Here is a 24,607-nt window from a genome sequence, read left to right as displayed (position 1 = left end):
GGTTGAGGGGCGGGCTGTCAGCCGCCGGCGTCGGGGGCGTCGCTGTCCAGCGTCTGCCGCAGGCGGCCGAACGCCAGCCGGATCCGCGACTTCACGGTGCCCAGTGGCAACTCGGTCTGCTCGGCGATCTCCGAATGGGACAGACCACTGAAGAAGGCGAGCTTGATGAGCTCGACCTGTTCGGGAGGCAGCACCTGGAGCGCCTTGCGCACGCGCTCCTCGCGGTCGCGGGCATCCAGTTCCGCGTCCGGCCGGGCGGTGGCGCCCGGCTGCAGCGCCGGTTCCTCGGGGTCGAGCAGGGACGATCGGTCGCGGCGGCTGAGATCGATGCGGCGATTGCGGGCGATCCGGAACAGCCAGGTCGCGACGGACGACTTCGACCGGTCGAACAGCGCCGCCTTTCTCCACAGGGTGACCATCACCTCCTGGGTCAACTCTTCGGCACTTCCGTTGTCGGTGCCGAGGCGGAGCAGGAAGGCGTTGATACGCGGTGCGAAGTGGTCGAACAGGGATGCGAACGCAGCCCGATCACGCGTGGCGGCAACCGCCTCGACCATGTCGGCGTAGGGATCGTCGTCGGCCACGGTTCCGCTTTTTTCGCTTCGAGCTGTCGTTCTTTCGATGGGCAGACAAGCCCGCGGATTTCGTCACGATAACGGGATCAGCCCGCCGTCAGGCGGGGCCGCCGATGCGCCGAGAGCCACACTCTCGCCCAATTTCTGCGGCCAGCGTCCCCATGTTCCGGTAATCATAGACGGAATTCGATCGGGTCGCTACGGGGCCAGACGCGCGACGCCGGGCGCTTGTTCCGTTATATACCCTTCGTGAACCTTGGTCGGTCTATGATCCCGGCCGATCCTGCGAACCCAATTCCGAATCCGATGGGTGGCCTATGCTGAAGCGTGTCGTCATTTTCGCTGCTCTCGTGTCGTTTCTCTCGACCGGAGTTGCGATGGCCCAATCTTCGACGCCAACGTTGGTGCAGAAGTACAACGACTGGGAGGTCTACTCCTACGACGGACAGTCGGGGAAGATCTGCTACGCCTTGTCGAAACCGAAGGAGATGCAGCCCGCCGATCGCGATCATGGCGATGTGTTCTTTTTCGTGAGCAACCGGCCGTCCGAAGGCGTGAAGGGCGAGACCAGCATGCTGGTCGGCTACACGTTCAAGGAAAGCTCGTCCGTCACGGTCGATGTGGACGGGCAGAAGTTCACCCTGTTCACCAAGGGCGACGGTGCCTGGATGGAAAATCCCGCGCAGGAAGCCTCGCTGCTTGCTGCCATGCGGGCCGGCCGGGCGATGTCTGCCACCGGCGCCTCGGCGCGGGGGACCCAGACGAGCTACCGGTTCTCGCTCTCCGGCGTCACCGCCGCGACCGACCGAATCAACCAGATCTGCAACTAAAGCGTCCCGTGCTTCGGCGGCTCCGGGCCGCCGGATTCCGGGCAGGACTGACGTGGGCCGGCGTTCGTGCGATAACGGGCGCCGGCCGAACCGTTTTGCGAACCCCGTTCCCGACCTTGCGTCCGCCGGACGCGCACCCGATCTGATCGACCATGACCCTGACCGCCGACACCCTTTCGCCCGCAGTCGCCCCCGCCGCCGGGAGTGCGGCCGATGACCCGCGCACGTCGCTCGTCGGGCTGGATCGCGAGGGGCTGGCGCAGGTGCTGAGGGAGGCCGGGGTCGCCGAGAAGCAGATCCGCATGCGGGTCGCGCAGCTCTGGCACTGGCTGTATCTGCGCGGTGCCACCGACATCGACGCCATGGCGAACGTCAGCCGCGACCTGCGCGCCCGCCTCTCGGAGGTGGCGAGCATTTCCGAGCCGGAGATCGTCGACGAGCAGATCTCGGTCGACGGCACCCGCAAGTGGCTGTTCCGCTTTCCGCCGCGCGGTGCCGGCCGGCCGGTCGAGGTCGAGACCGTCTACATCCCCGAGGAAGGGCGCGGGACGCTGTGCGTCTCCAGCCAGGTGGGCTGCACGCTCAGCTGTACCTTCTGCCACACCGGCACCCAGCGCCTGGTGCGCAACCTGACCGCCGGCGAAATCCTGCAGCAGATCCTCGCCGCCCGCCAGCGGCTGGGCGACCTGCCTGGCAAGGCGCCGACCGATGGCGCCATCGTGCCCTCCGAGGGCCGGCTGGTGTCCAACATCGTCATGATGGGCATGGGCGAGCCGCTCTACAATTTCGACGCCGTGAAGCAGGCGCTGCTGATCGCCTCCGATGGCGACGGCGTCGGCCTGTCGCGGCGGCGAATCACCCTGTCGACGTCGGGCGTGGTTCCGATGATCCCGCGCGCCGGCGAGGAAATCGGCGTCATGCTGGCGATCTCGCTGCACGCCGTGCGCGACGAGGTCCGCGACCAGCTCGTACCGCTCAACAAGCGCTATCCGATCGCCGAACTGCTCGAGGCCTGCCGGCAGTATCCGAGCCTGTCGAACGCGCGGCGGATCACCTTCGAGTACGTGATGTTGAAGGGCGTCAACGACAGCCCGTCGGACGCCCGCGAGCTGGTGCGCCTCCTCAAGGGCATTCCGGCGAAGATCAACCTGATCCCGTTCAACCCGTGGCCGGGCTCGGTCTACGAGTGCTCGGACTGGGAGACGATCGAGACGTTTGCCGACGTGGTGAACCACGCGGGCTACGCGTCGCCCATCCGCACGCCGCGGGGACGCGACATCTCGGCCGCCTGTGGCCAGCTGAAGTCGGCGTCGGAGAAGGAGCGCGCCAGCGTTCGCCACGCCGCCGCGGTCGCCGCCGCCCTCTGAGGCGGCACGTCGGGCCTTTCGCGCGCGATCAGTCGACCCGCGACAGCACCAGCTTCACGGCAAATCCCGCCATCACCGACGCGAACAGCCAGTCGATGACGCGCGTCAGCCGCGGCGAGCGCCGCAGCCGCACCGCGATGCGGTCGGCGCTGAGGATGAGCAGGGTGGCGAACGCCATTGCGACCACCGCGAACAGCACCCCCAGGAACATCAGCATGGCCGGCGCGTTCGGGTCGGTCGGGGTGACGAACTGCGGCAGGAAGGTCACGAAGAACACGATGATCTTGGGGTTGAGGAGGTTGATCATCAGCCCCTTGGCGAACACCCGGTGGATCGGGTCGGGCGCGGCCTTGCGATCCGACAGCGACAGCGCGGAACCGTGCCGCAGCGCCTCGATCGCCAGCCACAGAAGATAGAGGGCGCCGACGATCTTCAGCACCAGGAAGGCTGTGGCCGACGCGGCAATCAGCGCCGACAGGCCGATGGCGACCAGGACGGTGTGGACGAGAAGGCCGGCGGTCGCCCCCGCCATCGAGGCAAACCCGGCCAGCCGGTTCTGGGAGATCGTCTTGCCGAGAAACAGCGTCATGTCCGGCCCCGGCGTCAGCGTCAGGGCCACCACGGCGACCAGATAGGCACTCAGGACGGGCAGGCTGGGGACGAAATCCATGGCGGGCTCCGGAGGCTGCGATCCCCGCTCATGCCACAGACCGGACCGTCAGGCGAGCCGATTCACCGCTTGCGGAACAGGACCTCGACCGTGCCGACGGGGACGCCGTACTTGGACACCACCGCCTTGTTGAGCACCACGTTGCGCGACTGGGGAACGAGCACGTCCTCGAAGGTCAGGTTGCGCGTCTTGCCGCCCTTGCCGGCAACCCTGGCGACATAGGAGAGGCGGACGGTCTCGGCGTCCTGCCAGATCTCGGCGACCCCGATGACGTCCTCGCGCGTGCCCCTGTAGGTGCCATCCTTCTGTCGGCTGAACCGCCACGTCTTGCTGTCGCGCTCGCCGTCGGAGAACACGAAGTCCTCGCGCAGCGTCAGCGTTCGGCCGTCCCAGGTGCCGGTGGTCTTCACGGTGAACGTGCGCTCCACGCCGGCGATGCGGCTTTCGAACCGACCTTCTCCGGTGGTGTGCCCGACGAAGAATTCCTCCAGCGTCAGCGGCTCGATGCGGGGCGGAATGGTGGCTTCCGGGGTGGTCATGCAGGCGCCGGCCAGCGATCCGGCGAGCACCACGAAGATGAGGCGGCGGAGCGTTTTCATGACGGGCCCTTCATTCCACAACGTGTCTCGGCAGCAGCTTGCCGCCTCGAACCATCCGGCGTCACGCGCATTCGAACAGGCTCCAACGAACCCATACCCGCGCCCCTACGGATCACCGCCGGGCGTGTCCTGCGGCCGGATGAGATACGCGCGCGGCAGCGGACCGGATCTTTGCCGAGCCCGGTCGGCCTGGGCCCTGCGATCGCCGGTCGCGCGGGATCGCGAACCATCTCCCGCATTGCCCGGAAGCGCGTTAGCCGCGCTCGACCGCCCATTGCAGCGCGTCGTCCATCCGGTCGTCGCCCCAGAACATCTCGCCGTCCGGGGTCACGAAGCTCGGCGCGCCGAAGATGTCGTGGGCGATGGCGGCGTCGGTGTTGGCTCGGAGGGCCGCCTTGACCGGATCGCATGAGGCGGCCGCGAGAATGGTCGGCGCATCGAGGCCTGCCCCCGCCAGGGCCGCCCCGATCACCTCGGGATCGCCGATCTGCTGCCCCGCCCCGAAGGAGGCGTGAAAGATCGCGCGGGCGGCGGCGGGCCGGGCGTCCTCGTCGGCGGCCAGCACGCAGCGGGCGCCAAGCAGGCCGTTCTGGGGGAAGGGATCCGGGCGGACGAACGGCACGCCGCGCGCGTGCGCCAGGCGCTCGACGTCGCGCCACATGTACCGGCCCTTCGCGGGGTAGATGTTGAACGGGGAGGTCTCCCAGCCCTGGCTCCGGAAGATCGGGCCGAGCAGGAACGGCCGCCAGCGCACCCTGATGCCGCGCTCCATCGCCATCGCTTCGATCCGGGCGGCAGAGAGATAGGAATAGGTCGAGGCGAACTCGAAGAAGAAGTCGAGCACGGGCTGGCTCAAGGGCGCCTCCTTGCGCGGTTTTCCCGATGGTCGGGCCGGGCGCTTGCCGCGTCAATCGATTGCGGCGCGGCACGGCAGGGCACGCAGGGAAGCGGTCCTCAGGCGCGGGGATGGGCGCGGGCGTAGACGTCGAGCAGGTGGGCGGTGTCGATCGCCGTATAGCCCTGGGTGGTCGACAGGCTGGCGTGGCCGAGCAGCTCCTGGATGGACCTGAGGTCGCCGCCGGCGGCCAGGAGATGGGTCGCGAAGGCGTGCCGCAGCGCGTGCGGCGTCGCGCTGTCGGGGAGGCCGAGACCGCCGCGCAGGGCCGCCACCGTGCGCTGGACGATGCGCGGCGAGAGCTGGCCGCCCTTGGCGCCGACGAACAGCGGCCCGTCGCTCGCCAGCGCATACGGCACCAGCCGCAGATAGGCCGTCACCGCGTCGGCGATGGCGGGCAGCACCGGCACGAGCCGGGTGCGGCCGCCCTTGCCGGTGACGCGCAGCGGCACGCCCACGTCGGTCGGGGCGGCCCGGCGGGTGATGGCCAGCGCTTCGCCGATGCGCAGCCCCGCGCCGTAGAGCAGGGTCAGCACGGCGGTATCGCGGGCGGCGATCCACGGGGTCTCGTGCTCGTCGGCCCCGTCGATCATGGCCCGGGCGTCGGAAACCCCTACCGGCCGCGGCAGGGTCTTGGGCGTCTTGGGGGCGGCGACGGCACGGAAGGCGGTGGCATCGAAGCCGCCGCGGCGCTCCAGCCAGGTGGCGAACGAGCGCACGCCGGCGAGGCCGCGACCGACGGTGCGCGTCGAGGCGCCGCCCATGCGCCGCCGCGCCAGGAAGGCGCGCACGTCCTGGGCCTTCAGGCCGGCCAGATCGTCCAGCGACGGCGGGTCGCCGATGTGCCCGGTAAGGAAGCCGCAGAACTGCCGCACGTCACGCTCGTAGGCGTCCAGCGTGTGGGCGGCGAGACGCCGCTCGCCGGCCAGATGGGCGAGCCAGCTGCGGACGCTGGCGGCAACGTCGGCCTGCATGATCGTGATCGGATCGGTCATCGCCTGCCACCTGCCCTGAAAGCGCATGGTCTGCGCGGAAAGCGCCGGACCGATCGCGCGCAACGCTGCGCCGACCGTCCTCGTTCCGCCGGGCACCATGCGGCCGGCCGATTAAGAACCGGTTAGGCGGGCCGGAGCGCACCGGCGATCAGATGATGGTCTGGCCGGTCTTCTTCCAGTCCGAAAGGAACTGGTCGAGGCCCTTGTCGGTCAGCGGATGGTCGATGAGCTTGTGGATGGTAGCCGGCGGGATCGTTGCGACGTCGGCACCGGCGAGCGCGCAGTCGCGCACGTGGTTGGAGGTGCGCAGCGAGGCGGCCAGCAGCTGGGTCGTCAGCTCCGGGTAGTTGTCGAACACCGTGCGGATCTCGCGGATCAGCTGCATGCCGTCGAGGCCGATGTCGTCGAGGCGGCCGATGAACGGGGAGACGAACGTCGCGCCGGCCTTCGCCGCCAGCAGCGCCTGAACGGCGGAGAAGCAGAGCGTCACGTTGACCATCGTGCCTTCACCGGTCAGCGTGCGGCAGGCCCGCAGGCCGTCCCACGTCAGCGGCACCTTGACGGTGACGTTGGGGGCGATCTTGGCGAGCTTGCGGCCCTCGGCGAGCATCGCGTCGACTTCGGTCGCGGTGACCTCGGCGCTCACGGGACCGTCGACGATGTCGCAGATCTCGGCGATCACGTCGGCCATCGGGCGGCCGGCCTTCATGATGAGGGACGGGTTGGTTGTCACACCATCGAGAAGACCAGTCTCCGCAAGGGCGCGAATCTCGGCTACATCGGCCGTATCGACGAAGAATTTCATGACGGCGTCCTTTTCCGTTTCCGAGCCGTCATGAGGCAGGCTCGCTTTCGACGCAAGGAGGAATGACGGTGGTTCTCGATCACATCGGGTTTGCGGTGGGCGACTACGAGAAGGCGAAAGCCTTCTACGAAGCGGCGCTGGCACCGCTCGGCATCGGGCCGGTCATGGAGGTCGGGCCGGACCAGACCGGCGAAGAGGGCTGGGCAATCGGCTACGGTCGCGGCCAGAAGCCGGAAGTCTGGATCGCCTCCGGCGGTCCGACGGAACGGATCCACATCGCGCTGACCGCCGACGACCGCGCCCAGGTCGATGCCTTCTACGAGGCCGCGCTTCAGGCGGGCGCCACCGACAACGGCGCGCCGGGCCTCCGGCCGCACTATCACCCGGACTACTACGGCGCCTTCGTCATCGACCCGGAGGGCCACAATCTCGAAGCCGTCTGTCACAAGCCGGGCTGAGGGGACGCACGGGCGGTTGATCGATCGGGGGACGGACCTTTTCGGAGCGGCGCCGGCGCGCGGCGCGCGGCACGACCACCGGGTGTCGGTGCTCGTGCCCGTTGCCGTGGAGGCGCCGTACACCTATGCGAGCGACCGGCCGCTGGTGCCGGGCACCGTCGTCGCGGTGCCGCTGGGCACCCGGGAAATGCTGGGCGTCGTCTGGGACGATCCGCCGGACCTGTCGATCGGCGGCAACCGGATCCGGCCGGTGATCCGCATCTTCGACGCGCCGCCGATATCCGACGATCTCCGCCGCTTCGTCGATTGGGTCGCCGCCTGGACGCTCGGCAGCCGCGGCATGGTGCTGCGGATGGTGCTGCGCGTGCCCGAGGCGCTCGAGCCGGAGCCGCCGATCCGGGCGGTGAGGTTCACCGGCCAGGAGCCGGAGCGGCGTACCGACGCCCGGATGCGGGTGCTCGAGCTCGTCCGGGAGGGCATGGCGTGGTCGAAGTCCGGGCTGGCGGCGGCGGCCGGCGTCTCGCCGTCGGTGGTCGACGGGCTCACCAAGCAGGGCTGCCTGGAGGAGGTGCTGATCCCGCCCGACACGGCCTATGCGGATCCCGATCCCGAGGCGCGGCCGCCGAAGCTGTCCGACCTGCAGGCGCACGCGGCCGAGAGCCTCGTGACCGCGGTGAAGGCGCAGCGGTTCTCGGTGTCGCTGCTGGACGGCGTCACCGGCTCCGGCAAGACCGAGGTGTTCCTGGAAGCGGTGGCGGAAACCCTGCGCCAGGGCCGACAGGTGCTGATCCTGATGCCGGAGATCTCGCTGACCAACATGGTCATCGACCGGATCGAGCGGCGCTTCGCGGCGCGGCCGGCCGAATGGCACTCCGCCGTGCCGCCGCGCCAGCGGGTGCGGGTCTGGCGCGGGGTCGCCGAGGGGCGGGTGCCGATCGTGGTGGGCGCGCGCTCGGCGCTGTTCCTGCCCTTCGCCAACCTCGGCCTGATCATCATCGACGAGGAACACGACCCCGCTTACAAGCAGGAGGACCGTGTCAGCTACCACGCCCGCGACATGTCCATCGTGCGTGGACAGCAGGGCGATTTCCTGGTCGTCCTGTCCTCGGCGACCCCCTCCATCGAAAGCCGCGTCAACGCCGACCAGGGGCGCTACCGCCGCCTGCACCTGCCGACGCGGGTGTCGGGCGCCGAGCTCCCCGACGTCACCGCCATCGACATGCGCCGCGACGGCCCGGGGCCCGGCGAGTGGATCTCGCCGATCCTGGCGTCGGCCGCCGAGCAGGTGCTGAGCGAGGGGCGGCAGGTGCTGTTCTTCCTCAACCGGCGCGGTTACGCGCCGCTGACACTTTGCCGCACCTGCGGCCATCGCTTCATCTGCCCCAACTGTTCCGCGTGGCTGGTCGACCACCGCCTGCGCGGCCGGCTTGAATGCCATCACTGCGGCCATGCGGAAAAGCGTCCCGACGCGTGCCCCTCCTGCGGCAGCGTCGACACCCTGGTCGCCTGCGGGCCGGGGGTGGAGCGCATCGCCGAGGAGGTGCGCACGCGCTACCCGGACAAGCGGGTGATGATCCTGTCGTCCGATCTGCCCGGCGGCACCGAGCGGCTCAGGCGCGAACTCACCGTCATCGGCGAGGGCAAGGTCGACGTCATCATCGGCACCCAGCTGGTGGCGAAGGGGCACACCTTTCCCCTGCTCGACCTAGTGGGCGTCATCGATGCCGACCTTGGCCTGTCGAACGGCGACCCAAGGGCGGCGGAGCGCACTTTCCAGCTTCTGACCCAGGTAACCGGCCGCGCCGGGCGGGTCGACGGCACCGGACGCGGCATGCTCCAGTCCTACGCGCCCGGCCATCCGGTCATCCGCGCGCTCGTCTCCGGCGACCGGGAGGCGTTCTACCGAGAGGAGATCGCCGCCCGCCGAAACGCCCGGTTGCCTCCGTTCGGCCGCCTCGCCGCGGTGATCGTGTCCGGCGCCGACAAGGCAGAGGCCGAGGCCTATGCGCGCACCTTCGCGCGCGCGGCGCCGCCCACCGACGAGGTGCAGATCCTCGGGCCGGCCGAGGCGGCGCTTGCCGTGCTCCGGGGGCGCTACCGCTTCCGGCTGCTCGCCCGCTGCGCGCGCGGCGTCGACCTGCAGGGATATCTCCGCGCCTGGCTCGCGGCGGCGCCGCGAACCCGCGGGAGCGTGCGCTGCATGGTCGATGTCGACCCGCAGAGTTTTCTGTGATGTGAGCGCCAAGCCGTGCCATAAGTGTGGCATCCGCGCACCGCGGGTTGTTGCACCTGCAAATCCCCTGTGCTAAGCGGGCCGCGGCCGCCGGGAAGGCCCGCTGGCCAACGATTTCCGCCCGACGTGATTTTCTTCGCTCGACGGACGATTGGTGGTTTTCCGGCAATCGTTGCCGACCCGCCCGAATGAAAGAAGGACACCGGTGACAGACGCACCATCGCTCACCTCCGGCGTTGCGCTTCGGTACGCATCCGCGCTGTTTGAACTGGCGCAGGAAGCCAACGCTCTCGAGTCCGTCGAAGCGGACGTCGACGCGTTCGGTAAGATGCTCGACGAGAGCGAAGACCTGAAGCGTCTGGTCGAGAGCCCGCTCTTCACCACCGAGCAGCAGGCCAGCGCCCTCGACGCCATCTTCAAACAGGCCGGCGCCGGCGAACTGGTGTCGAACCTGTTCAAGGTCGTTGCCCGCAACCGCCGTCTGTTCGCCGCCCGCGACATCGTCCGCGCCTTCCGCGGGCTGATGGCCGCGCACCGCGGAGAGATGGTCGCCGAAGTCACCACCGCGGAGCCTTTGTCGGATGAGAATGCGACACGGCTGCGCGAGATCCTTGCCGACCAGACAGGACGTGCTATCAAGCTCGCGACCAAAGTCGACCCGAGCCTGATTGGCGGTCTTGTCGTCAAGGTCGGTTCCCGCATGATCGATACGTCTCTGCGTACACGATTGAATTCGCTCAAGACCGCGATGAAAGAGGTCGGTTGATGGATATTCGCGCCGCGGAAATCTCCGCCATCCTCAAGCAGCAGATCAAGAATTTCGGCCAGGAGGTCGAGGTCACGGAAGTTGGGCAGGTGCTGTCGATCGGCGACGGCATCGCCCGCGTCTACGGTCTCGACAACGTCCAGGCCGGCGAGCTGGTTGAGTTCCCCAACGGCATCCGCGGGATGGCGCTGAACCTCGAGGCCGACAATGTCGGCGTCGTGCTGTTCGGCGACGACCGCGAGATCAAGGAAGGTGACACGGTCAAGCGGACCGGCACCATCGTTGACGCGCCGGTCGGCAAGGGCCTCCTCGGCCGCGTGGTCGACGCCCTCGGCAATCCGATCGACGGCAAGGGCCCGATCGATGCCGCCGAGCGCCGCCGCGTCGACGTGAAGGCGCCGGGCATCATCCCCCGCAAGTCGGTGCACGAGCCGATGTCGACGGGTCTCAAGGCGATCGACGCGCTGATCCCGGTGGGCCGTGGCCAGCGCGAGCTGATCATCGGCGACCGCCAGACCGGCAAGACCGCGATCATCCTCGACACGTTCCTGAACCAGAAGCCGCTGAACCAGGGCGACGACGAGAGCCAGAAGCTCTACTGCGTCTATGTCGCCATCGGCCAGAAGCGGTCGACGGTCGCCCAGTTCGTGAAGACGCTGGAAGAAAACGGCGCGCTCGAATATTCGATCGTCGTGGCCGCCACGGCGTCGGATCCGGCGCCGATGCAGTTCCTGGCGCCGTTCACCGCGTGCGCCATGGGCGAGTATTTCCGCGACAACGGCATGCACGCCGTGATCGGCTACGACGATCTGTCGAAGCAGGCCGTCGCCTACCGCCAGATGTCGCTCCTGCTGCGTCGTCCTCCGGGACGCGAAGCCTACCCGGGCGACGTGTTCTACCTGCACTCGCGTCTGCTGGAGCGCGCCGCGAAGCTCAACGCCGACCACGGCTCGGGCTCGCTCACCGCGCTTCCGGTCATCGAGACCCAGGCGAACGACGTGTCGGCCTACATTCCGACCAACGTGATTTCGATCACCGACGGCCAGATCTTCCTCGAGACGGACCTCTTCTACCAGGGCATCCGTCCGGCGGTGAACGTCGGTCTCTCGGTGTCGCGCGTCGGCTCCGCCGCCCAGATCAAGGCGATGAAGCAGGTTGCCGGCCCGATCAAGGGCGAGCTCGCCCAGTATCGCGAAATGGCGGCGTTCGCCCAGTTCGGCTCCGATCTCGACGCGTCGACGCAGCGGTTGCTTGCCCGCGGCGCCCGTCTGACCGAGCTCCTTAAGCAGCCCCAGTTCTCCCCGTTGAAGACGGAAGAGCAGGTGGCGGTCATCTACGCTGGCGTGAACGGCTACCTCGACAAGATCCCCGTTTCGGCGGTCGGCGAGTTCGAGGAGGGCCTGCTCCTGTATCTCCGTGGCGAGCACAAGGCTCTCCTGGACGAGATATGGGAAAAGAAGGAACTCACCGACGACCTGCGCGGCAAGCTCAAGTCGGCAGTCGATTCCTTCGCCAAGACTTTCAGCGCGTAAGCGGCGCCCCCGGCTAACGAGGACGCTCAATGGCGAGCCTAAAGGACCTGCGCAACCGCATCGCCTCCGTGAAGGCGACGCAGAAGATCACCAAGGCCATGCAAATGGTCGCGGCGGCGAAGCTGCGTCGCGCTCAGGAGGCGGCCGAAGCGGCACGCCCCTATGCCGAGCGGATGCAGTCGGTGCTCGCAAGCCTCGCCGATGCGGTGAAGGGGAGCGACGAAGCACCGACGCTGATGGTCGGGAACGGGCGCGACGACACCCATCTCCTGGTCGTCTGCACCGCCGATCGCGGCCTGTGCGGCGCGTTCAACTCCTCGATCGTGCGTCTTGCGCGGCAGACCGCCCTGCGGCTGCAGCGCGAGGGCAAGAAGGTCGAGTTCTTCTGCGTCGGCCGCAAGGGCTACGACATCCTGCGCCGCGAGTTCGCGAGCCAGATCGTCGAGGTGGTCGAGCTGAAGCACGTGCGGCGGCTGGCTTTCACCGACGCCCAGAGCGTGGCCGAGAAGCTGATCAAGCGCTTCGAGAACGGTGACTTCGACGTCGCCACCCTGTTCTTCGCCCACTTCAACTCGGTGATCAGCCAGGTGCCGACCGCGCATCAGCTGATCCCGGCGGATGTCGGCGGAGAGGCGGCGGCCGAGGCGGTCGAGACCGAGGGTGCCGCGGTTCGCGAATACGAGCCGGAGGAGAGCGAGATCCTGGAGGATCTGGTTCCGCGCAACATCTCGGTTCAGCTGTTCCGCGCGCTTCTGGAAAATGCCGCATCCGAACAGGGTGCGCGGATGAGCGCGATGGACAACGCCACGCGCAACGCCGGCGAAATGATCGAAGACCTGACGATGGAATACAACCGGACGCGTCAGGCCCAGATCACCAAGGAGCTGATCGAGATCATCTCCGGCGCCGAAGCGTTGTAGCGGCGACGCCGAACGCACAGACTTTTCACGTTCCTCGGCCGCTGCGCCCCGTCACTTGAGGCGGCGCGGCCGACGGGACAGGCCAATAGAACTCTCTCCTCCCGCGACGGGAGGGCGGACGTGAGCTCGAGACGGAGCAGACCCATGACGAAGAATGTCGGAACCATCAATCAGGTGATCGGCGCCGTTGTCGACGTGAAGTTCGGCGACACGCTGCCTTCCATCATGAACGCCCTCGAAACCGATAATAACGGCGTCCGCCTGGTGATGGAGGTCGCGCAGCATCTCGGTGAGAACACCGTGCGCTGCATCGCCATGGACTCCACCGAGGGTCTCGTGCGCGGCCAGGAAGTCACCGACATGGGCCTGCCGATCACGGTGCCCGTCGGCGACGGCACACTCGGCCGCATCATGAACGTCATCGGCGAGCCGGTGGACGAAGCCGGCCCGATCCAGCACAGCGAATCGCGGCCGATCCATGCGCCGGCCCCGTCCTACGTCGAGCAGTCGACGGAAGCGGAAATCCTGGTCACCGGCATCAAGGTCGTCGACCTTCTCGCCCCGTACGCCCGTGGCGGCAAGATCGGCCTGTTCGGCGGCGCCGGCGTGGGCAAGACCGTGCTCATCCAGGAGCTGATCAACAACGTCGCCACCCAGCACGGCGGCTACTCGGTGTTCGCCGGCGTGGGTGAGCGCACCCGCGAGGGCAACGATCTCTACTACGAGATGATCGAGTCCGGCGTGAACAAGGAAGGCGGCGGACCGGGCTCCAAGGCCGCGCTGGTCTACGGCCAGATGAACGAGCCTCCGGGAGCGCGTGCGCGCGTCGGTCTCGCCGGCCTGACGGTCGCCGAGTACTTCCGCGACCAGGGCCAGGACGTGCTGTTCTTCGTCGACAACATCTTCCGCTTCACCCAGGCGGGCTCGGAAGTGTCGGCTCTGCTCGGCCGTATTCCTTCGGCGGTGGGCTATCAGCCGACGCTGGCGACCGACATGGGCGCGCTGCAGGAGCGGATCACCACCACCACCAAGGGCTCGATCACCTCGGTGCAGGCCATTTACGTGCCCGCCGACGATCTGACCGACCCGGCGCCGGCGACCTCGTTCGCGCATCTGGACTCGACCACGACGCTGAACCGCTCGATCGCGGAAAAGGGCATCTACCCGGCGGTGGATCCGCTCGACTCCACGAGCCGCATGCTCTCGGCCCTGATCATCGGTGACGAGCACTACAACGTCGCCCGCCAGGTCCAGCAGATCCTGCAGCGCTACAAGTCGCTCCAGGACATCATCGCGATCCTGGGCATGGACGAGCTGTCGGAAGAGGACAAGATGACGGTTGCCCGCGCCCGCAAGATCGAGCGCTTCCTGTCGCAGCCGTTCCACGTGGCCGAGGTGTTCACCGGCAAGCCGGGCGTGTTCGTCGAGCTGGCCGACACCATCAAGGGCTTCAAGGGTCTCTGCGAAGGCGAGTACGATCACCTGCCGGAAGCGGCCTTCTACATGGTCGGCACCATCGAGGAAGCCGTCGAGAAGGCGCAGCAGCTGGCCGCGGAAGCGGCCTGATCCCAGGCGTAGCAGGCAAGAGCAAGGAACCCAGTCATGGCCGGGAGCTTCCATTTCGAGCTGGTTTCGCCGGAGCGTCTCCTCATCTCGGAAGACGTTGACGCGGTTCTCGTGCCGGGAAGCGAGGGTGAGTTCGAAGTGCTCGCCGGCCATGCGCCGTTCCTCTCGACCCTTCGGCCGGGACTGATGCGCGTGCGCGGCGGCTCCAAGCCGGACCGCCAGATCTTCGTGCGCGGCGGCTTCGCCGACACCGGACCGGATGGCCTGACCGTGCTCGCCGAAGAGGCGATCCCGGTGGAGGAGATCGACCGGGAGATGATCGCGCGCCAGATCACCGACGCGGAGGAAGACGTGAAGGACGCCAAGGACGAGGGGACGCGCGACGAAGCCGAGCGTAACCTCGAGCACCTGCGCGAAGTCCAGCGGGCGCTGGGGCACTAGAGCCGGTCAACCGCCGCGGTGTCTTCGACCGCTTGAGAATCAAAGCCCGCCTCCGGCATCCGGAGGCGGGCTTTTTCATTTTCGGCGCTGGGTATGCCGAACCGGCGCCGTGCGGGTCGGTCGAACGGCCGATCGCGGCTTCGCCTGCAGGCCGCTACAGCCGCGCCGCGACGGCGGCCTTGTCGATGACCGACCAGACCCACCGTATCTTTTCGCCCGCGAATTCGTAGAAGACGTTCTCGTCGAACTGCACACGCTTCCCGCCAGCCGGCAGTTCGAACAGATCTCCGACCGGGGTGCAGTCGAAATGCAGGCGGCTGGCGATGCGTGGCGGTTCGGTGACCAGAAGCGTGACGTTGAACCGGAGGTCGGGGATCGCCCGAAAGTCGGATTCGAGCATACGCCGATATCCGGAGAGCCCGATCGGCTCGTCGTTGTAGGCGACCTCGTCGTCGACGAAGTTGCCCAGCCGGGACCAATCCTGGCGGTTCAGGCAGTCGATGTAGCCGCGGTAGAGGCGGGACAGGTCGTCGGGCGTCATAGTGCGGTGCCGTTCAGTCAGAGGGCGATCTATTCGCATCGGGCAACGCCCCGATGACATCCGCGAGCAGCGCCTCGCGGTCGTAGAGATCCTGCGGGTTGGTCATGCCCATCCGCACGACGATCAGATCGAGGGAAGGGACGATGGCGATGGTCTGGCCGTCGTGGCCGAGGACCCACAGCGTGTCCGCCGGCACCTTGCTGCCGGTCTCCAGCCATATGTCGCCCTTGCTGTACTTGCCGTTCGAGGCCGCCACCGGCTCCATCATGGTGTCGACCCAGCCGACCGGCAGCACCTGCTCGCCGTTCCACATCCCCTTGCGGAGGATCAGGAGGCCGAAACGGGCCCAGTCGCGGGCGGAGGCATGGAGCCAGGACGGTCCCATGAACGTCCCCGAGGGATCCGTCTCGAACACCGCCGTCGTCATCCCGATGGGGTCGAACAGCGCGGTGCGCGGAAACGCGGTCCAGGCATCGGTGGGGAGGAAGGCCCGCATCGCGCCCATCACCAGCATGTTGGCGCCGCTCGAATAGGCCCAGACGCTGCCCGGCGGGTCCTCCAGGTCGATGCCGGCGAGGAAGTCGATGGCGTTGCCGGCGCCGTAGAGCATTTCGGTGGTGTCGGTGACGGTGCCGTAGTCCTCGTTGTAGGCGAGGCCATCGGTCATCTCGAGCAGCGCGGAGAACGGGATGCGGCTCTTCGGGTTGGAATCGCTGCTCCACTGGGGAAGCAGGTGATCGATGTCGAGCGCCAGGTCGGACTGCTGCATGGCGATGCCCGCCAGCGCCGCGGTCACCGTCTTGGACATCGACCAGCCGATCAGCGGCGTCCGGGCGTTGATGCCGTCGGCATACTGTTCCGCCACGATGCGGCCCTCGTGCACCACGACCACCGCACGGGTGCGCAGCTCGCCGGCGTTGGCGCCCTCGGGCTCGGCGAACGCATCGCCGACCGCCTTCTGGAGCGCGGCCGGCGGCTGGCCGGCGACGCCGTCGCCATCGGGCCAGGGATCGGTGGAGGCGACGGTCAGCGGCGCGACGGGGCCGGACTCGGCGGCGAGATCTGAGGGGGAGATCCCGATCGCGAGCGCGCAGCCGAGGCCGTCGCGATGCACCGCGGTGCGCTCGAACACGCCGAACCCGAACGGCGATGCGCTGATGCGCTTCACCGGATCGTCGACCGTCACCTTGTAGAGATTGAGCAGCGGGTTCTTCCGGCCGAGCACGTCCTCACGCCAGATTCGGTCGAGGTCGAGGCCGGAGACATACATGCCGGAGCAGACGGTCTTGGCGACGTAGGACGACCCCACCCAGAGCATCGGCGGGAGCTGCCAGGCGGCCGCGGCGATCCCGCCCGCGCCGAGGAGCAGGACCGCGATGCCAAGCCAGCGAAAGTAGGAGCGGAGAGTGATGGCGGCCATGACGGTCCCTTGTCCTTGATCGGCCCGCCTGTTCTGGCACGCGGACCGGGCCGTGTCACCGCAATCCGCCCGTCAGCCGCGGTCCGCGGGGATTTCGGCAAGCCGGAGCAAAGACTTGCGGTCGAGCGAGAAGCCGCTGTCGACCCAGAGGGCCTCGAGGCGGGCGAGCTCCACCCCGATGCCCGGGCCGGGCGGGAAGCCGAGCTTCATCAGGCTCTTGCCTCCGAGGGGAAAGACCGGCGGGTCGGACGCATCGGCGAGGTCGAGCAGCGCCGGCCACGGCGGGCCGTCGGGGGCGCCGCCGTTTTGCGCGAAGCCGAGGAGCGCGCCGCCGCGAAAGGCTGTCCGACCGAGGCGGTAATAGAGCTTGCGCGCCGGCAGTCCCGGTTCGACCGGAAAATGACGGGTCGCGTCGACGGCGAGGCGCATCTCCTTCGCCTCGGCGTTTGAGAGCTTGAGCCGTCCGGCGATGCGCTCGACATCTTCCGCGATCGCGCAGCCGGCGGCGGCCAGCCGGAGCGCCGGCGCCGGCGGCAGCCCGCGATGTGCCTCGATGCGGGCGAGGCGGGCCAGGCGTTCCGGATAGGCGATCCCGGCGAACACGCTCTCCACCAGCCCGGCCTCGGACATGACGGCGAGCGTGTCGGCGGCGTGCCGGGCGACGACGAGGCGGCGCATCTCCTGGGCGATGCGCTCGGCGGACAGGCGTCGGAGCCCCTCGCGGCCGCGGATCGCCGCGCGCATGCCGTCGGCATCGGGTGCGCCCTCGCCGTAGTGCGCGTGGAAGCGGAAAAAGCGCAGGATGCGCAGATAGTCTTCGCGCACGCGCATGTCCGCGTCGCCGACGAAGCGGACGCGACGCGCGCGGATGTCGGGATAGCCGCCGACGGGATCGTACAGGGTGCCCGTCCGGTCGACCGACAGGGTGTTCATGGTGAAGTCGCGGCGGTGCGCATCCGCCAGCCAGTCCCGGCCGAAGCGCACCTGGGCGTGGCGGCCGAAGGTCTCCACGTCCTCGCGCAGCGTGGTGACCTCGAACGGGGTCTTGTCGACCACCACGGTGACGGTGCCGTGCTCGACGCCGGTGGGGATCGTCTTGAAGCCGGCGGCGCGGGTGCGCGCCATGACCGTCTCCGGCAGCGCCGTGGTCGCGACGTCGACCTCCCGCACCGCCTCGCCCAGCAGGGTGTTGCGGACCGCGCCGCCAATGACGCGGGCTTCCTCGCCGTCCGTATCGAGGAGGGCGAGGAGGGTGCGGGTCGCGGGAGCCTGGAGCCACGCGGCTCCGGCCAGCGACGGCAGATCCGGCAGGGTCATTTCTTGAAGCCGCCCGGCACCAGCTTTCCGTCCTCGAAGATCAGCGGCTGGTAGACGCCGGTCGAGCGCTCGCTGGTGACGCCCAGGGTGAGGAAACCGATGATCGACAGAAGGAGGCCAGCGACCGCCAGCCAGTAGGGCATCGGACCGATGAAGTACTGGGACCGGGTCGCGGTCAGGCCGCGGGTGACGAGCAGGAAGATCCCCCATCCGACGAACGGCAGGAGAAACAGGATCAGTTGGATGATGACAGTCCGCACCATGGCCGGCTTCCTTGGTTGCGCGGTGCCGGTGGCCCCCAGCCGCCGGCGAGGTCCGCGAACGCAGTCGTTGCGATGGCGCATTCGCGGCCGGGTATCAATGCCGCAGCGCGGCCTCTCAGCCGTAGAGACGTTCGAACAGCGTGCGGACGATACCCGCGGTGACGCCCCAGATATACCGTTCCCCGTAAGGCATCGTGTAGAAATAGCGTTGTGATCCGTTCCACGACCGGCTGTCGCGGACATGGTTGGCCGGTGTCATCAGGTGCTCGAGCGGAACCTCGAAGACGTCCGCCACCTCGTCGGGATTGGCCGCAATGTGGGCGCTCTCCGGGACCAGCGCCACGACCGGCACGATGCGGTAGCCCGAACGGGTCGTGTAGATGTCGCCGTAGCCCAGCGGTTCGACCACCGACGGCGCGAGGCCGATTTCCTCGTCGGCCTCTCTCAGAGCCGCCGCCAGCGGGTCGCTGTCGCCCGGATCGATCTTGCCGCCGGGAAGCGCGATCTGGCCGGCGTGGGAACTCAGATGCTCGGTCCTGAGCGTGAAGATGACGGTGGCGGGGTCGCGCTTGACGATCCCGAAGAGGACGGCCGCGTCGCGCAGCGCCTTTCCCGGCGGCACCACGTCGGGCAGGTGCCGGTTGAGGATGTGGTCGCCGGCGGCGTCGTAGTCGAAGACCGGGTCGTCCAGCCGGATCAGCTTGCCGGCGCGCGCCTGGATCGACCGCCAGTCGGTCAGGAGGTCCATGTGTGCGCCGTCCAAAGGCGAGTCGATGTTCATGCGCTCAGTCGCTCCAGCTCCGCCTGGCGCATCATCGGGAAGAACAGGCCACTCGACCAGACACCGAACCAGTCGGTGCCGTCACGCTCCTCGGTCGTTCCGTGGTCGACCAGTTCGTAGAGCAGCGGCCGGGAAAGGCGCGCCTCCAGCCGCCCGCGAACCAGCACGTAGGGTTTCAGGCCGTCGGTCTCCTCCTCGGGCTCGAAGCGCATCGGGTGCTCGGCGTCGACGGTGACGACGTCGCCGATGTTGGTGCGCAGGGTCAGAACCTGCTCGCTGCCGGTGCCGGCGGCGTTCATCTCGACGCCGAGGAAGGGGGCGTCGTCGACGGCGATCTCGATCTTCTCCACAGGCGTGACGAGGTAGGTGACGCCGTCCGCGTCGCGGCGCAGCACCGAGGCGAACAGCCGCACGAGCGGTTCGCGGCCGATCGGCGTCCCGAGGTAGTACCAGAGCCCGTCGCGGCCGATGCGGATGTCCAGCTTGCCGCAATGCGGCGGGTCCCACTGCTCCACGGGCGCCGCGCCGCCGCCGGTGCCGGCGCGCCCGATCAGCGCCTCGAGGCCGGCAAGCCCGCCGTTCACTTCGTGTTGATCGGTCTGTCCACCCATTTCCAATTCCCGCGTTGCCCCCCGAAAGGCGCATGATAACGCCGCATTTTCGCTGTCCTTAGGCGCAGCAATGCTGCGTGGAACATAAGTTGCAAACCCTGCGATGACGAGGTCCGGCCGTTTCACGCCTGTGCGGGGGCGGGCCGGCACCCTACACTCAACGAATGATGTGACCAGCTACGCGAACTGCCCGGTTAAAGCGGTGCCGGGCCGCGAAAGGATCAGTTGATGAGCGTGATGGACAAGCCGATCGAGGTGGACGATGCTGCCATTGTCGCCGAGGCCGAGGCCGCCGCGGACCGCATGGTCGCCGCCCGCGCCGAAATCGGGCGCGTCATCTTCGGCCAGGAATCGGTGGTGGAGCGCACGCTCGTCACCCTTCTGGCCGGCGGCCACGGCCTGCTGGTCGGCGTTCCGGGCCTTGCCAAGACCATGCTGGTCTCCACGCTCGGCACCGTGCTCGGTCTCAATTCCCGCCGCATCCAGTTCACCCCCGACCTGATGCCCTCCGACATTCTCGGCGCCGAGGTGCTGGAGCAGGCCACCGACGGCACACGCACGTTCCGGTTCATCAAGGGGCCGGTGTTCACCCAGCTGCTGATGGCCGACGAAATCAACCGGGCGAGCCCGCGCACCCAGTCGGCGCTGCTGCAGGCGATGCAGGAGAGCCACGTCACCGTCGCCGGCCAATCTCACGAGCTGCCGCAGCCGTTCCATGTGCTCGCGACCCAGAACCCGCTGGAGCACGAAGGCACCTATCCGCTCCCCGAGGCGCAGCTCGACCGCTTCCTGATGCAGATCGACGTGCTCTATCCCGAGCGCGCGGCCGAGCGCCGGATCCTGCTGGAGACCACCGGCGCGGATAATGTCCAGCCCGGACCCATCCTCGCCGAGGGCGATCTCGCCCGCTACCAGCGGCTGGTGCGCCGGCTGCCGGTGGGTGAATCGGTGGTGGAGGCGATCCTTGATCTGGTGCGCGCGGCGCGTCCGGGAGACGGCGGCGACGCCGACGACGTCATCGCCTGGGGCCCGGGGCCGCGGGCGAGCCAGGCGCTGATGCTGACGGTGCGGGCGCGCGCGCTGATCGAGGGGCGCCTGGCGCCGTCGGTCGACGACGTCCTGGCGCTCGCCGAGCCCGTCCTGCAGCACCGTATGGCGCTGACCTTCGCGGCACGGGCCGACGGCGAGACCGTGCCCGGCGTCATCGACCGCCTCAAGGCCCGGATCGCCTGAAGGCGATCGAACCCCGGAGCGAGCAACACGATCCATGGCGCACTCCGACCGTCCCGAGCGGCCTGACGACCAGGGAATGACCGCGCTTCTGGCCGCGCGTTCGGTTGCCGCGAGCATGCCGGACCTGCTGGTGGAGTCGCGTCGGGTCGCGGCCACGGTCGCCATGGGCTGGCACGGCCGCCGGCGCCCGGGTCCGGGCGAGACCTTCTGGGAATTCCGTCCGTTCGAGACCGGCGAGCCGGCCTATCGCGTCGACTGGCGTCGCTCGGCCCGTGCCGACAGCCTGTTCGTGCGCGAACAGGAATGGGAGGCCGCACACACGGTGTGGCTGTCGGTCGACCGGTCCGAATCCATGGCTTTCGGGTCGAAGCTTGCCCAGGCGACCAAGCGCGACCGCGCCGTCGTTCTGACGCTGGCGCTTGCCGATCTGCTTGCGCGCGGCGGCGAACGGATCGGGCTGATCGACGGCATGCGACCGACCTCCAGCCGCGACGCGGCGGAACGGGTCGCCAGCGCGCTGGTGCACCTGCCGGTCGCCAAGACCCTGCCCGACACGAGTCAGGTGCGCCGCTTCTCCGACGTCATCGTGATCGGCGACCTGCTCGATCCGCTGTCCGACATCGACGCGTGGATGCAGCGGCTCGCCGGATCCGGCGCCCGCGCCCACCTGGTCCAGGTGCTCGACCCGGTCGAGGAGAGCTTCCCGTTCGGCGGCCGCGCCGAGTTTCGCGATCCCGAAAGCGGGACGGCGCTGCTGGTCGGCCGCGCGGAACGCTGGCGCGACGACTACCGGCGCGTCCTCAGTGCCCATCGCGAAGCGCTGGCCGACCGTTGCCGCGGGCTCGGCTGGACCTTCCTCGTGCATCACACCGACCGCTCGGCCACCGAGCCGCTGCTGGCGCTCCGCGCGCGGCTGTCCGCCGCGGGCGGCGTCGAGGGCGCCCGGAGGGCTTCGTGATGGGCGGGCTTCTGTCGATCGGTTTCACCACCCCGGCGATCCTCGGCGCGCTGGCGCTGCTGCCGGTGATCTGGTGGCTGCTGCGGGTGACCCCGCCGCGGCCGCAGCGCATTTCGTTTCCGCCGACCCGCCTGCTCCTGGAACTGGTGAAGCGGGAGGAGACGCCGTCGCGCAGCCCCTGGTGGCTGATGCTGCTGCGGCTTCTGATTGCCGCGCTGGTGATCATCGCGCTCGCCGGGCCCGTGTGGCGGGCGGCGACCGACGCCACCGCCGGCAGCGGCCCGATGTGGATCGTCATCGACAACGGCTGGGCCTCGGCGGACGCCTGGGCCGAGCGCGAACGTGTCGCGGCCGGCCTTGTCGACCAGGCCCAGAGCGCCGGTCGTCCGGTGGTGCTGATCGCCACTGCCGACGGGGCCAACCAGCCCGCCGATCCGGTCGAGGCGGCGCAGGTGCGCGACCGGCTGTCGGCGCTGGAGCCGCGCTCGTGGGAATCGCGCCGCGGCGACCTGATCGGGCTCGTGGAGCGGATGGGACAGGTGGCACCCCCGGCGCTGGTGTCCTGGCTCACGGACGATCTCGACAGCGCCGGCACCGCCGACTTCGAGGCCGCGCTGGTCGCCGCGACGGACGGCGCGCCGCTGCGGGTCTATCAGGGCGGCACGCCGGGACTGGTGGCGCTTGCCGGCGTCGAAAACGGCGGTGACGGCATGGATGTCCGCGCGCTGCGGCTGACCGACGCGGCCGATGCGGCGGCCGGCGGAACGCTGGTCGCGCGCGACCGGAAGGGATTTGCATTGGCCGAGACGCCGTTCACGTTCGACCCGGGCGCGACGGAGGCGCAAGTGCGCCTCGATCTGCCGGTTCAGCTTCGCAACGACATCGCGCGTCTCGACCTGACGGGCGTCGCGACCGCTGGCGCGGTCCAGCTGGTCGACGACCGCTGGCAGCGCCGCTCCGTCGGGGTCATCTCCGGCGGATCGGCCGACCTGGCGCAGCCGCTGCTGTCGCCGCTGCACTACCTGGAGCGCGCGCTCGGACCTTACGCGGAAGTGCGCGAGCCCCGCGAGGAGGAGATGTCGGCGGGCATCCAGCAACTCATCGACGGCGGCGTCTCGGTCATCGTGCTGTCCGATGTGGGCACCCTGCTTCCCGGCCCCGAGGACGCGCTGAGGCGCTGGGTGAACGATGGCGGCGTGCTGATCCGCTTCGCCGGTCCGCGCACCGTCGAGGGCATCGACGAGCTGGTTCCGGTGCCGATGCGGCCCGGCGCCCGGGTGCTCGGCGGCAATCTCTCCTGGGAAGACCCGCAGCCGCTGGCGCCGTTCGACGCGGCGAGCCCGTTTGCCGGCCTCGACACGCCGACCGACGTGGCGGTGACCCGCCAGCTCCTCGCCGAGCCGAGCGCCAGCCTGCCCGATCACACCTGGGCGAGCCTTGCCGACGGCACGCCGCTGGTGACCGCCGCCGGGCTCGGCAACGGCTGGCTGGTGTTCTTCCACGTCACCGCCGACACCACCTGGTCGACGCTGCCGCTCTCCGGCACCTTCGTGGAGATGCTGCGCAAGCTCGTCGGGCTTGCCGGAACCCCGCCGGGAGGCCGCAATCCCGACGCCCAGGGCGCGGCGCTGCCGCCGCTCAGGGTGCTTGACGGGGAGGGGCGCCTGGTCGTGCCCGGTTCCTCGGTGCGTCCGCTGCCGGCCGCGGCGCTGGCCGACATCGCCATCGGTCCCGAGCATCCTCCCGGGCTCTACGGCACCGAGGACGGCTTCCGGGCCCTCAACCTGCTGGGGGCCGACGACACGCTGACGCCGCTGGACCTCGGCGCGGTCGGCGCTGCGGCGACGGTGGCCTCCTACGCCACCGAAGGCCCGCTCGATCTGAAGCGCTGGGTGCTGGGTGCCGCGGCCGGACTGCTTCTGCTCGATGCCCTCGCCGTGCTGGTTCTCGCCGGAGGCGTGGGCCTCGGCCGTGGCCGCGGACGGGCCGCCACGGTGGCGGTCGCCGGCCTGCTTGCGCTCTGCGCCGTGGCCGCGCCCCGGCCGGCGGTCGCGGCCGATCAGAGCTTCGACATGGAGGCCGCCCTCAACACCCGCCTCGGCTACGTGCTGACCGGCGACGACAACGTCGACGAGATGAGCCGGGCCGGCCTCTCCGGCCTGTCGATGTTCCTGGCCCGGCGCACCGCGCTGGAGCCGGCGGAGCCGATGGGCGTCGACCTGGAAACTGACGACCTCGCCTTCTTCCCGCTCCTCTACTGGCCGGTGACGGAGACCGCGGCGCGCCCCTCCGACGAGGCGATGGCCAAGGTCGACGCCTACATGAAGAACGGCGGCACCATCCTCTTCGATACCCAGGATGAGCTGACGGCGGGCACGCGTGTCGACCAGCTCGGGGCCAGCCCGGCCACCATGCGGCTTCGGGCCATCCTCGACGGGCTGAACATTCCGCCGCTCGAGCCGGTGCCGGCCGACCACGTGCTGACGAAGTCGTTCTATCTGCTGCAGGAGTTTCCCGGCCGCTACTCGGGCGGCCCGCTCTGGGTCGAGGCGCTGGGGGGCGACGCGTCGCTCGCCGACCGGCCCGTGCGATCCGCCGACGGCGTCTCGCCGATCCTGATCACCGCCAACGACTTGGCCGGCGCCTGGGCGATCGGCGCCAACGGCGACTTCATGCTGCCGACGGTGCCGCCCGATCCGTTCCAGCGCGAACTGGCGATCCGTACCGGCATCAACATCACGATGTACACGCTGACCGGCAACTACAAGGCGGACCAGGTACATCTGCCGGCCCTACTCGAGCGGCTCGGACAGTGAGGAGGCGATCGCACC

The 24,607-nt window shown here is 69.1% G+C and carries 24 protein-coding genes; 12 read left to right on the top strand and 12 right to left on the bottom strand.

The window, feature by feature from the left end:
- Window positions 1–17: 17 nt before the first annotated feature.
- The gene (locus AB7M35_RS13185) at window positions 18–584 is read right to left on the bottom strand and encodes a sigma-70 family RNA polymerase sigma factor (RefSeq protein ID WP_453960380.1); all 567 of its coding nucleotides are present in this window, start codon (window positions 582–584) and stop codon (window positions 18–20) included.
- Between the two features lie 308 nt (window positions 585–892).
- Between AB7M35_RS13185 and AB7M35_RS13180 the strand changes: the two genes are divergently transcribed.
- A complete protein-coding gene (locus AB7M35_RS13180) occupies window positions 893–1,405 on the top strand; it encodes an invasion associated locus B family protein (protein ID WP_453960378.1) in 513 nt (170 codons plus the stop codon).
- 152 nt (window positions 1,406–1,557) lie between these two features.
- Window positions 1,558–2,772, top strand: a complete 1,215-nt coding sequence (gene rlmN, locus AB7M35_RS13175) for a 23S rRNA (adenine(2503)-C(2))-methyltransferase RlmN (protein ID WP_453960376.1) — start codon at window positions 1,558–1,560, stop codon at window positions 2,770–2,772.
- A 28-nt stretch (window positions 2,773–2,800) separates the two neighbouring features.
- On the opposite strand, the gene AB7M35_RS13170 is transcribed toward rlmN, so the two are convergent.
- The 5 genes from AB7M35_RS13170 to fsa form a co-directional block, all read right to left on the bottom strand.
- Window positions 2,801–3,442: a LysE family translocator gene (locus tag AB7M35_RS13170; protein ID WP_453960375.1), complete on the bottom strand. Its 642-nt coding sequence runs from the start codon at window positions 3,440–3,442 to the stop codon at window positions 2,801–2,803.
- Between the two features lie 62 nt (window positions 3,443–3,504).
- Complete coding sequence (locus tag AB7M35_RS13165; protein WP_453960374.1) at window positions 3,505–4,041, bottom strand: DUF3833 family protein; 537 nt, start codon at window positions 4,039–4,041, stop codon at window positions 3,505–3,507.
- A 253-nt stretch (window positions 4,042–4,294) separates the two neighbouring features.
- Window positions 4,295–4,897 (bottom strand): DsbA family protein, encoded by a 603-nt coding sequence (locus AB7M35_RS13160; RefSeq protein ID WP_453960372.1) that lies wholly within the window; start codon window positions 4,895–4,897, stop codon window positions 4,295–4,297.
- A gap of 98 nt (window positions 4,898–4,995) precedes the next feature.
- The gene (locus AB7M35_RS13155) at window positions 4,996–5,931 is read right to left on the bottom strand and encodes a tyrosine recombinase XerC (RefSeq protein ID WP_453960371.1); all 936 of its coding nucleotides are present in this window, start codon (window positions 5,929–5,931) and stop codon (window positions 4,996–4,998) included.
- A gap of 148 nt (window positions 5,932–6,079) precedes the next feature.
- Window positions 6,080–6,736 (bottom strand): fructose-6-phosphate aldolase, encoded by a 657-nt coding sequence (gene fsa, locus AB7M35_RS13150; protein ID WP_453960370.1) that lies wholly within the window; start codon window positions 6,734–6,736, stop codon window positions 6,080–6,082.
- Window positions 6,737–6,804: 68 nt separating this feature from the next.
- Here fsa and AB7M35_RS13145 point away from each other — a divergent pair, with 68 nt between their 5' ends.
- From AB7M35_RS13145 to AB7M35_RS13115, 7 genes are all read left to right on the top strand, one after another.
- On the top strand, window positions 6,805–7,194 hold the full coding sequence (locus AB7M35_RS13145) for a VOC family protein (protein WP_453960369.1): 390 nt from the start codon (window positions 6,805–6,807) through the stop codon (window positions 7,192–7,194).
- A gap of 82 nt (window positions 7,195–7,276) precedes the next feature.
- Window positions 7,277–9,427 carry a primosomal protein N' gene (locus tag AB7M35_RS13140; RefSeq protein ID WP_453960730.1) on the top strand — a complete coding sequence of 717 codons (2,151 nt, stop codon included), beginning with the start codon at window positions 7,277–7,279 and terminating at the stop codon, window positions 9,425–9,427.
- Window positions 9,428–9,632: 205 nt separating this feature from the next.
- Window positions 9,633–10,193 carry a F0F1 ATP synthase subunit delta gene (locus AB7M35_RS13135; protein ID WP_453960368.1) on the top strand — a complete coding sequence of 187 codons (561 nt, stop codon included), beginning with the start codon at window positions 9,633–9,635 and terminating at the stop codon, window positions 10,191–10,193.
- Window positions 10,193–11,725: a F0F1 ATP synthase subunit alpha gene (gene atpA / locus AB7M35_RS13130; RefSeq protein ID WP_453960367.1), complete on the top strand. Its 1,533-nt coding sequence runs from the start codon at window positions 10,193–10,195 to the stop codon at window positions 11,723–11,725. Before AB7M35_RS13135 ends, atpA begins: the two co-directional genes overlap by 1 nt.
- 29 nt (window positions 11,726–11,754) lie before the next feature.
- Entirely contained in the window at window positions 11,755–12,645 is an 891-nt protein-coding gene (locus AB7M35_RS13125; protein WP_453960366.1) for a F0F1 ATP synthase subunit gamma, read from the top strand.
- 144 nt (window positions 12,646–12,789) lie between these two features.
- Window positions 12,790–14,211, top strand: coding sequence for a F0F1 ATP synthase subunit beta (gene atpD, locus AB7M35_RS13120; protein WP_453960364.1), 1,422 nt, complete (start codon window positions 12,790–12,792; stop codon window positions 14,209–14,211).
- A gap of 36 nt (window positions 14,212–14,247) precedes the next feature.
- Window positions 14,248–14,652, top strand: coding sequence for a F0F1 ATP synthase subunit epsilon (locus AB7M35_RS13115; protein ID WP_453960363.1), 405 nt, complete (start codon window positions 14,248–14,250; stop codon window positions 14,650–14,652).
- Window positions 14,653–14,806: 154 nt separating this feature from the next.
- Here the strand turns inward: AB7M35_RS13115 and AB7M35_RS13110 are convergent, their stop codons facing one another.
- From AB7M35_RS13110 to AB7M35_RS13085, 6 genes are all read right to left on the bottom strand, one after another.
- Complete coding sequence (locus tag AB7M35_RS13110) at window positions 14,807–15,193, bottom strand: ester cyclase (RefSeq protein WP_453960362.1); 387 nt, start codon at window positions 15,191–15,193, stop codon at window positions 14,807–14,809.
- A 13-nt stretch (window positions 15,194–15,206) separates the two neighbouring features.
- Window positions 15,207–16,613, bottom strand: coding sequence for a serine hydrolase domain-containing protein (locus AB7M35_RS13105; RefSeq protein WP_453960361.1), 1,407 nt, complete (start codon window positions 16,611–16,613; stop codon window positions 15,207–15,209).
- Window positions 16,614–16,685: 72 nt separating this feature from the next.
- Window positions 16,686–17,930 (bottom strand): CCA tRNA nucleotidyltransferase, encoded by a 1,245-nt coding sequence (locus AB7M35_RS13100; protein ID WP_453960360.1) that lies wholly within the window; start codon window positions 17,928–17,930, stop codon window positions 16,686–16,688.
- The gene (locus AB7M35_RS13095; protein ID WP_453960359.1) at window positions 17,927–18,193 is read right to left on the bottom strand and encodes a DUF6111 family protein; all 267 of its coding nucleotides are present in this window, start codon (window positions 18,191–18,193) and stop codon (window positions 17,927–17,929) included. The genes AB7M35_RS13100 and AB7M35_RS13095 overlap by 4 nt, the downstream gene beginning before the upstream one ends.
- Window positions 18,194–18,308: 115 nt before the next feature.
- Complete coding sequence (locus AB7M35_RS13090; protein ID WP_453960358.1) at window positions 18,309–18,941, bottom strand: CoA pyrophosphatase; 633 nt, start codon at window positions 18,939–18,941, stop codon at window positions 18,309–18,311.
- 29 nt (window positions 18,942–18,970) lie between these two features.
- Window positions 18,971–19,585, bottom strand: a complete 615-nt coding sequence (locus AB7M35_RS13085) for a DUF1285 domain-containing protein (RefSeq protein ID WP_453960356.1) — start codon at window positions 19,583–19,585, stop codon at window positions 18,971–18,973.
- A gap of 228 nt (window positions 19,586–19,813) precedes the next feature.
- Here AB7M35_RS13085 and AB7M35_RS13080 point away from each other — a divergent pair, with 228 nt between their 5' ends.
- The 3 genes from AB7M35_RS13080 (at window position 19,814) to AB7M35_RS13070 (ending at window position 24,592) form a co-directional block, all read left to right on the top strand.
- Window positions 19,814–20,818, top strand: coding sequence for an AAA family ATPase (locus AB7M35_RS13080; RefSeq protein ID WP_453960355.1), 1,005 nt, complete (start codon window positions 19,814–19,816; stop codon window positions 20,816–20,818).
- 76 nt (window positions 20,819–20,894) lie between these two features.
- The gene (locus AB7M35_RS13075) at window positions 20,895–21,776 is read left to right on the top strand and encodes a DUF58 domain-containing protein (protein WP_453960353.1); all 882 of its coding nucleotides are present in this window, start codon (window positions 20,895–20,897) and stop codon (window positions 21,774–21,776) included.
- Window positions 21,776–24,592 carry a DUF4159 domain-containing protein gene (locus tag AB7M35_RS13070; RefSeq protein ID WP_453960351.1) on the top strand — a complete coding sequence of 939 codons (2,817 nt, stop codon included), beginning with the start codon at window positions 21,776–21,778 and terminating at the stop codon, window positions 24,590–24,592. The genes AB7M35_RS13075 and AB7M35_RS13070 overlap by 1 nt, the downstream gene beginning before the upstream one ends.
- The last annotated feature ends 15 nt before the right edge of the window (window positions 24,593–24,607 follow it).

Source organism: Amorphus suaedae, assembly GCF_053629675.1.
The sequence above is the reverse complement of the archived record's forward strand: the minus strand, read 5'-3'. Positions and strand labels throughout refer to the sequence as shown.